The sequence below is a fragment of the Sphingomonas sp. P4_D12 genome (genome assembly GCF_056401895.1).
On the sequence record NZ_JBFUIL010000001.1, the window covers coordinates 543,736 to 552,692 of the forward strand.

4 protein-coding genes are annotated in these 8,957 nt (G+C 59.7%); 3 read left to right on the top strand and 1 reads right to left on the bottom strand.

Annotated elements, in window-relative coordinates; translation table 11 throughout:
- Positions 1-5 precede the first annotated feature (5 nt).
- Positions 6-4,844 (top strand): RHS repeat-associated core domain-containing protein, encoded by a 4,839-nt coding sequence (locus AC1DSD_RS02595; RefSeq protein ID WP_478028220.1) that lies wholly within the window; start codon positions 6-8, stop codon positions 4,842-4,844.
- 466 nt (positions 4,845-5,310) lie between these two features.
- The gene (locus AC1DSD_RS02600) at positions 5,311-5,643 is read left to right on the top strand and encodes a hypothetical protein (RefSeq protein ID WP_478028222.1); all 333 of its coding nucleotides are present in this window, start codon (positions 5,311-5,313) and stop codon (positions 5,641-5,643) included.
- Between the two features lie 623 nt (positions 5,644-6,266).
- On the opposite strand, the gene AC1DSD_RS02605 is transcribed toward AC1DSD_RS02600, so the two are convergent.
- Positions 6,267-7,316 (bottom strand): mannose-1-phosphate guanylyltransferase/mannose-6-phosphate isomerase, encoded by a 1,050-nt coding sequence (locus tag AC1DSD_RS02605; RefSeq protein WP_478028223.1) that lies wholly within the window; start codon positions 7,314-7,316, stop codon positions 6,267-6,269.
- A gap of 182 nt (positions 7,317-7,498) precedes the next feature.
- On the opposite strand from AC1DSD_RS02605, the gene AC1DSD_RS02610 reads away from it, so the two are divergent.
- Positions 7,499-8,887 carry a TIGR03013 family XrtA/PEP-CTERM system glycosyltransferase gene (locus AC1DSD_RS02610; protein WP_478028225.1) on the top strand — a complete coding sequence of 463 codons (1,389 nt, stop codon included), beginning with the start codon at positions 7,499-7,501 and terminating at the stop codon, positions 8,885-8,887.
- Positions 8,888-8,957: the final 70 nt, after the last annotated feature.

An 8,957-nucleotide genomic window follows, 5' to 3' on the forward strand; every position in this document is an offset into this window, starting at 1 on the left:
CCCTTGTGAAGCTGGAGATTACAGTACACTTTCGCCGCATTGAGTCTCGATCGGGGGCGATGACGACGATGCGCAGATTTGCTGCATATTTGGCTCTTCTCTTTACGCTGTTATTGTTCCCCGTCACGGCGAATGCACAAGGAGTGGCCCCGCCGGCTTATGCGCCAACGCCACTCTGGAGCGGCAATTTTCCGAGTGATCCTGGAAACTGGCCAAGCCCGGATGCGGCCTGCAAGGCTCAGCACGATTATTACAACCCGGGCGCGACGCTTCAACCGCCGACCTACAATGGTGGGCGTACTGCGGCTTGCAACTGGACGCTGAACGCCAATTCCAACACCATCCTCTCCGCCCTCGCAACAGCATATTGTCCCTCCGGCTATCAATTGGCGGATCCCGGCATCTGCCTGCGCGGCGATGCCAATACCGGCTCGCGTGCGCAATGCGGTTGTAAAGACGGCGGTCCTGATGGCTCTCCAAATCCGACCGTAGGCAATCCTGTAGCGCTCAACCAAGGCGCAAAGGTCGATGAAGAGGTTGACTATTCCGCTGCCGAACGACGGTTCTCGGTCGATCGAACATATTACAGTCTCGGAGAGGATTATACGAACGTCGTCTCGCCAACAGCTATTCCGGGTTTTGGTGCGCGCTGGCACGGCGTCGTACCTGGAAGACTCGCTTTTGGTAACGGCAGGCTCGAATATCTAGACGTCGATGGTTCCTTCGCCATCTTCCTTCCCGATGGTGGGGACTCCGTCTGGACCTGGCACACTTATGCGGCGACTAGGCGCAGACTATCGATGGTCGCCATTCCGTCGTCCGGTCGTAACGATTATTTCTATGCTGGATCGGCTGTCTCTAATGGCGGTGGCGAAGTCCGGATGGATATGCAGCAGGGTGAGTATATCCTGTTCCGTCGGGCCGGTCCCAGCAATCCAACGGATGGCGTCAGGTATCTTGTCCCGATCGAGCATGGTTGGGCGGATGGGTACAAGATTTCCTATTCATATCCCGACACAGGCGAGTTTCCCAACCTGGTGACCGATAGCCTCGGTCATCAAATGACCCTGACCTGGGCCGACGCGCCGCGGGAAACCGCAGCTACCCTGTCGCTGAATCACGCGGTGCACGTGATTTCCAAGATCGACCTGCCGGATGGAACGAGCCTGAACTATACCTATGGCAAGGACTACGACGTCCGCGGTTCCAAGCTCCAGGACCGCCTGGAAGGAGTCCAGCGCCTCTCATCCACCGGCACGTTGCTTTGGGGGCGGACCTATCTCTATGAAAACTTGGCGATCCCTTATGCGCTGACCGGCAAAGTCGACCAGAACGGCAACCGGCTTTCTACTTATACCTATGATGCGGCCGGGTTGGTCACGTCGACCGAACTCGCTGGCGGGTTCAACAAGTACCAAATCGTCAACCTGGAGGACATGTCTTGGGGGGCCTCGTTCATAAGGCAGGTGACAAACCCGCTCGGATATCGACAGGATTATAGATTCTATAAAGCGCATAACTGGGCTGACGCTCAGCGTGTGCTTCAAAGCGTTACCAACTACGCCTCGATGGGAGTCGAAGGGTCGACGACCAACTATAATTACTACGGCTATGTCGGCGACATGGCGATCGCCGACTTTACCGATGAGAAGGGGCTGCAGCAGCACGTCGATATCGACGGACAGCTCCGTCCCACGCTGTTGCGCGAAGCGTCAGGGACATCGGACGCGCGGACGACCAACTTCACCTGGGATCCAGTGTTCGATCTTCCCAAGCACGAAGATCGACCCGGGCTCAGCATCGATTACACCTACAGCCCGGCGGGATTGTTGCTGACGAAGACTGAGACCGACACGACGACGCAAACGGTCCCTTATTCGACGGCGGGTCAAACTAGGACCTGGACCTACAACTGGAACGGCAACGGCAGGCTGTTGTCGGTCAACGGGCCCAAGGGGCTCGATGTGAACGGTAAGGACGACGTCACCACCTTCACCTACGATACCAATGGCAATCTGCTGACCTCGACCAATGCGCTTGGTTACGTGACGCATTTCGCCAATTACGATGCGAATGGTCGACCGGGAAAGATGACCGACCCCAATGGCATCGATACGCTCTACACCTATGATCAGCTCGGCCGGTTGGCGATCGTGACGGTCAAGAGCCCCGCGTCGTCTGCGGGCGATGCCGTCACGTCCTTCGACTATGATATCGAAGGACGCATCGTCGGAGTTACGTTGCCAGGTACGACAAAATTGGCGATCGATCGCGACCTCGCGGGGCAAGTCACCGCGCTTCGCTTGACGCTAACCGGAGAAAAGATCGCCTTCACCCGCGATCCGATGGGCAACGTCACGCTCCAATCCGTGAAGCGGATCAACGGCACCACCGCTCGCGAGATCGGCCGCACGTTCGATGGACTCGGTCGATTGCTGACGGAGACGCTGGGGACCGGCCGCACCTCGGCTCTGGCTTATGACAAGCTCGGCAACGTCGTTTCGGTCACCTCGGCGCGATCTTTCGCGACCACGCGAGCCTTCGATTCGCTCAATCGGCTGATCTCGTCAGTCGCGCCCGACACGGGCAGCCGCGGGACTTCCTACGACGTATTCGACAGAGCGAGCAGCTTCACCGATGCGAAGTCGGTCCAGACTACCTTCGTTCGCGACGGGTTCGGTGACGTTATCCGGGAGGTCAGCCCCGATCGCGGCACCAGCACCTATTATTACGATGCGGCGGGCGCGGTGATCGCGACAATCGATGGGCGGGGGCAGCGCGTTGATATCGTTCGCGATGCACTGGGGCGAATCCTGAGCAAGACGCCTGCCGGCCGCCCGGCATCCGAAATCGTCAACTATGGCTATGACGCCAATGTGATCACCGGCTCATATAGCATTGGACGGCTGGTCTCGGCCGTGGACAGCACCGGCGAAACCCAGTTCGGTTACGACCATCGCGGCAATATCACGATCAAGCGGCGCAAGAGCGGATCGACCGTCCTCGCCGATCTTACCTATACTTACGACAACGCTGACCGCGTGGTGAGCATCACCTATCCGTCAGGCCGGATCGTGAACTACACGCGTAATTTGTACGGGCGCGTAACCCTGGTTTCCACGCGAGCTAATTCCTCCGCCCCGCTCCAATACCTGATATCCGGCATCACCTACGAACCCTTCGGGTCGATGCTGTCGGCGACGTACGGCAATGGTCTCCTGTTCCAGCAAAGTTGGGGCAATGACGGCCGGCTCGCGAGCAGGCGGCTTTACCTCCCGGCAGGAACCGACGTCTCGTCGCTGACTTATGGTTACGACAATGACGACAACATCACGTCGATCACCGACAACGTCGATTCCACGCGTAGTGTCACTTATGGCTATGATGCCGTCGGGCGATTGACGCAGAGCGTGCTGGCATCTGGGAGCGCGCGGCGCCAGGATTTGATTTACGATACCAACGGCAACCTGCAGCGCACCGAGCTGCGCGCCAATCCGGCGGACATCGTGCCGGCATCGACGACGACCTACGCACTCAACACGGGCACGAACCAGCTCGCCTCTGTGGTCGATGCCGCCGGTACGCGGTCGATCAGCTATGACGGGCGTGGCAACACGATCGGAGAGACGCGGCCGGGGAGCGGGATCACCGTGGCCTATGACGGCTTTGGCCGGCTGACGAGCTACCAGGTGTCCGGCGGCGATACGCTGGTCAACGAATATAACGGCTTCGACGATCGCATCACCGGCGGTGCGACCACCGACCCGCGCCATTATGTGTACGATCTCGATGGTCGGATGATGGGCGAATATGGTTCGTCCTATACCGATGTGCGGGCCGAGACGATCTGGCTGAGCCCGACGGTGAGCAGTCCTGCCGAGCCTTTTGGTGGAGATGACGGCATGGGCGGCTACGCCCCGCTCGCCGTCGCGACCCCCGCCGGGCTCAACTGGGTCTACGGCAATCATCTCGGCGTGCCGATCCTGATTACCGACAATTTGCGCAACGTGGTGACGCCGGGATACACGCTGGTCGGGTTCCCCGGACAGACCCGGACGCTCATGGACCTCTACTACAACCGGTACCGGGATTACGACCCGACGCTCGGGCGCTACATCCAGGCCGACCCGGTCGGGTTGAGAGGTGGTGCGAACCCTTATCTCTACGCGAACGCCAATCCGCTGCGCTTCACCGATCCAAGCGGGCGTAATCCGATCCTGATCGGCATGATGCTTGGTGCGGTGATCGACCTCGGCATAGAGTTGTGGGAGCACCGGAACGAGCATTGCTGGAACTTCAACTGGGGGCGATTGGCGATCTCGGTAGCAACGGGCGGCGCACTTGGTGGTGCTGGAGCATTCGTTGGCGGGGGGCTCGGTGGCGCAGCTGCTGCGGAGGCGGGTGGTGGTGCCGGGACCGCTGGCGCGGCGGACGCGGCGGCCGCCGCCGGAGCCGCAGACGGCGGGGCCGCAGCTGAAGCGGCGGACGCCAGCGCAGCAGCTGGTGAAGCGAGCTCTGGAGCGGACGCCGCGGCCAATCCGGATCTTGCCAATCACATGAACAATATGAACATATGTTCTGGAACCGATTGCTCAGAGATCGCGGAATCCATACAACGAGCCGCGAATGGGAATGGTGATATTCTTCACATCACTCCGTCAGCCGGAAGGGATCTGAGTCTTTCGGAGTATGGCTCGGTGCAAGATGGGTTTGTCTATCATGACGTCTATACCGATGGATCGTACGTTTATGATCCGCGCTTCAGTCCAAATGCTGTTCCATTGCGAGAGTATCTCGATGGCATAAACTCCCTCAATCCTGGAGCTACCATTGTCCCGCGCTGATCATCCAGAACGTAGTGAAATGGAAGAGAGATTGAATGCTCCATTTTCCCTGCCTCCAAATGCTTATCGGCGTAATCATCGGATTTATGAGCTTGTTTCATACGTGAACTCTCTCGTTGCATGTCGAATTTCGAAAAACGGGGAAGCTGAGAGTTTATTTATAAATCGTATAATTGAGTTCCTTGATAACAATCCTGCCAAAGATGGCGAAGAAGGTTATTATAGTCTCGTAAGGCGTTACGTAGAGTCGGCGTAGGGATTCGGTAACGCCTGGAACGACCCTCTACTCTGTGATTGGTGAAGTCAGCTTGGGGCGATGACCCGCCTCGCCTTACGCAAGCATCTGCGTTGGATATCAACAAATGCTCGGGCGATTTGGCGGGGGAGGGAGCCCTAGTTAGCGAGGATGGGCATCCATTCCTGTGACGGTGACAGGCCAGACGATCGTGCCATAACGAGGCCGTGAATGACAAAAATTGCTCAAATCCCGCTCGGAACTGCACCCTATAGGACGGGTCGGTATGCTGCCATGTTGGACATCACCCAAGAGGCTCTATCCGAGCGTTTCGGGCTAATATTTGAACGAATTCGTGATGATTTGGGTGATCTCGACGTCGCGTCGATACACACCGAGGCCGGTATCTATGCTTTGTTGGGGTTCTATCTGGATGCTCCCAAGAAGGGAGTTGACGTGTACCTCCGTGAAGATTCGAAAGATCCATGCGAGGAGCTAAAGGACGTACTGAGATCTATTGGGGCAACCGACGAAGACATCATCTGGAGCGATTTTGGCGAGTAATTTCAGAACTGCCGATCGCGTGGTGAGCATCATTTGGAAGGTCGAACGGAGCACCACCGAGCATTTTCCGGAACATGGGCTCTCCCGGGGCAACGCCGATCCATACGAAGGTCCTTCAATCCGGTTTGAGCCGGGAACTTCTACCTATTTTGTGCCGGGTGCCCCATGGACCTTCATCGATTCTGGATTCGCTTTGCAGCGAGCAACAGCTTTGGCGTGCCCAGACCTGGGTGCGGAGTCACGGCGTATAGCTATGACGATGCACTCGCGATTTTGGGGATGACCGTTTTCAATGGGAAGCCCATCCCAGAGATCGAACACGTAATTGAAGATGTCGACGTTTCAACTTTGGACCAAAAACATGTGCTTCCGAATATGGACGCGCCTACTTGGAGAGGTGTTTGGTATCCTAGAGGCTTTTCACAAAGCCGATGACTATTGCGCGCTGAACAAGGTGATAAACAGGAGAGGCCCGCTCGGCGCAGCCGAGGGGGTGCGTGAGGGAAGCGACCGCAGAGCGGACGCGCGGCGCGGAGCGCGGCTAACCTCTCATCCAACCTCTGCTAGGCAGCAAGCTGCCAGCTGCGGTATCCTTCTCTCCATGGGGAGAAGGCTTTGGCTTCCTACTTCATCGCCTCGATCAGCTTCTTGACCTCCTGGCTGCGGCCGCGCGGCAGGATCAGGACATCCTTGCCGTTGGCGACCACGATCAGGTCGGTCACACCAACCAAGGCGATGCGCACGCCATCGGCCTGGACCAGGCAATTCTCGGTCTCGATCGCGACGACATCGCCCTTGCAGACGTTGCCGTTGCCATCGCATGTACTCAGTTCGTGGAGCGCATCCCAGCTGCCGAGGTCGCTCCAGCCCATGCTGACCGGCACGACCGCGACGCGCGGCGTTTTCTCCATCACCGCATAGTCGATCGAGTCCGAGGGCGAAGCGGCGAAGGCTTGCGGGTCGGGGTGGACACGCGCTCCTTCGTGCCTGGCCTTGAGCATGGCCTGCTGAGCCGCATGCAGAACTTCGGGGGCATGGACCGCGAGCGCGCCCAGGAATGCGTCGGCCCGGAACAGAAAGATGCCGCCGTTCCAGACATGATCGCCCGCCGCCAGCATCGCCTCGGCGCGGTCGCGCGGGGGCTTTTCGACGAACCGCGTCACCTTGTGCACGCGCGGCGCAACGGCTTCGCCGACATGGATCCAGCCATAGCCGGTTTCCGGCGAGTGCGGATCAATCCCGAACGTGACCAACCAGCCCTGGTCGACCATCGGCCGCGCCGCATGGATCGCGGCGTGGAAGGCATCGGTATCGGTGATGACATGATCCGACGGCATGATCAGCAAGACGGCCTCTCCGTCGCCCGCCGCGAGCGCGGCGAGCGCGATCGCCGGCGCGGTGTTGCGCGCTACCGGTTCGAGGATCAGCGCCTGGGCCGGCGTGCCGATCGCCATGAGCTGTGCCTCGATCTCTTCGGCATGGCGCTGGTTGGCGACCACGATCGGCGGCGCGAAATGGTCGCCCGAGGCGCGCTGCGCGGTCAGCTGGAGCATGGTTTCGTCGGCGGTCAGCGCGAGCAATTGCTTGGGCGTTTCCGGCGTCGACATAGGCCACAACCGCGTGCCCGATCCGCCCGAGAGGATGACAGGGATGATCGACGTCGTCTCGGGCATTCACGGGTCCTTTGCGGTTGATGCTAATCTAGGGTCTTCCGACGATTTGCCAAACTCGCAGAAAGTCGCCGGTTTCCGCGGCGTTCAGCCTTTCTTTGTCAATTTCTGCGACACCGCCTGAAACCTGTCGGAAAACCTTACACCCGACGATTGCACTGAGGCCGAAAAGGCAGGCGAAGACGATGATCAGGCTGTTCAAGCACTATGTGCCGCACGCCGTTTTGTTCCTGGGACTGCTCGACGTCGCGTTGCTGATCGCGGCGGCGGAGATCGCCTATTCGATTCGCCTGCATCAGCTCGGCAGCATTGTCGAGCCGATCGTCAATCGCTTGCCGCAACTCTTCACATTCGCCGTGTCGCTGGAAACCGCGATGATCGCGGTCGGCGTCTATGGCGCCGACGCGCTGCAGTCGCTGCGTCGGGCGATCGCGCGCATCCTGGTCGCGATCTCGCTCGGCGTGATTTTCCTGTCGGTGCTGTACTTCCTGTCGCCGGCGATAACCTTCTGGCGATCGAACCTGTTCTACGCGATGGGAATCGCGCCGGTAGCGCTGATCGCCATCCGAATCCTGCTCGGCAAGATGCTGGGCAGCCATGTGTTCAAGCGCCGCGTCGTCGTGCTTGGCGCCGGCCCGCGCGCCGCGCGGCTGAAAGCCTTGCAGCAACAGCCCGGATCGGCCTTCGTCGTGGTCGGCTATGTCTCGATGAGCGAAGCCAACCGAGTGATCCCCGAAGCGATCGCGCGCGATGCGATCTACAATCTCGCCGACCATGTCGTATTGCTCAACGCGAGCGAAGTGGTGCTGGCGCTCGAGGAGCGGCGCAACGCACTGCCGCTCAAGGACCTGTTGCGGATCAAAACCACCGGCGTCCATGTCAACGATATCTCGACCTTCCTCGAGCGCGAGACCGGCCGCGTCGACCTGCAGAGCGTCAATCCGAGCTGGCTGATCTTCTCCGACGGTTTCTCGTCGGGGCGGATGCTGTCGGGTGTGTTCAAGCGGCTGTTCGATATCACCGCCAGCCTGCTCCTGCTCCTGGTTGCGGGGCCGGTCATCCTGCTCACCGCGCTGGCGGTGAAGCTCGAGAGCAAAGGCCCGGCTTTCTATCGCCAGCGCCGCGTCGGCCTCTACGGCGTCGGGTTCGATTGCCTCAAGCTGCGCTCGATGCGCCAGGATGCCGAGGTCAACGGCCAGGCGGTGTGGGCCGAGAAGGACGATCCGCGCATCACCCGGATCGGCCGCTTCATCCGCAAGGTGCGGATCGACGAACTGCCGCAATGCTGGTCGGTGCTGAAGGGGGAGATGAGCTTTGTCGGCCCGCGCCCCGAACGCCCGCAATTCGTCGAGGATCTCGAACAGCAGCTGCCTTATTATGCCGAGCGCCACATGGTGAAGCCGGGCATTACCGGCTGGGCGCAGATCAATTATCCCTATGGCGCGTCGATCGAGGACAGCCGGCAGAAGCTCGAATACGATCTATATTACGCCAAGAATTATTCGCCGTTCCTCGATCTGTTGATCCTGCTCCAGACGATCCGCGTCGTGCTGTGGCCCGAGGGTGCGCGCTGATGTTGTTGGTACGGCACCGGCCCGCTCCCCCACCCGGCCTCCCATCTACGGTACTCTATGGGAGGCCGGG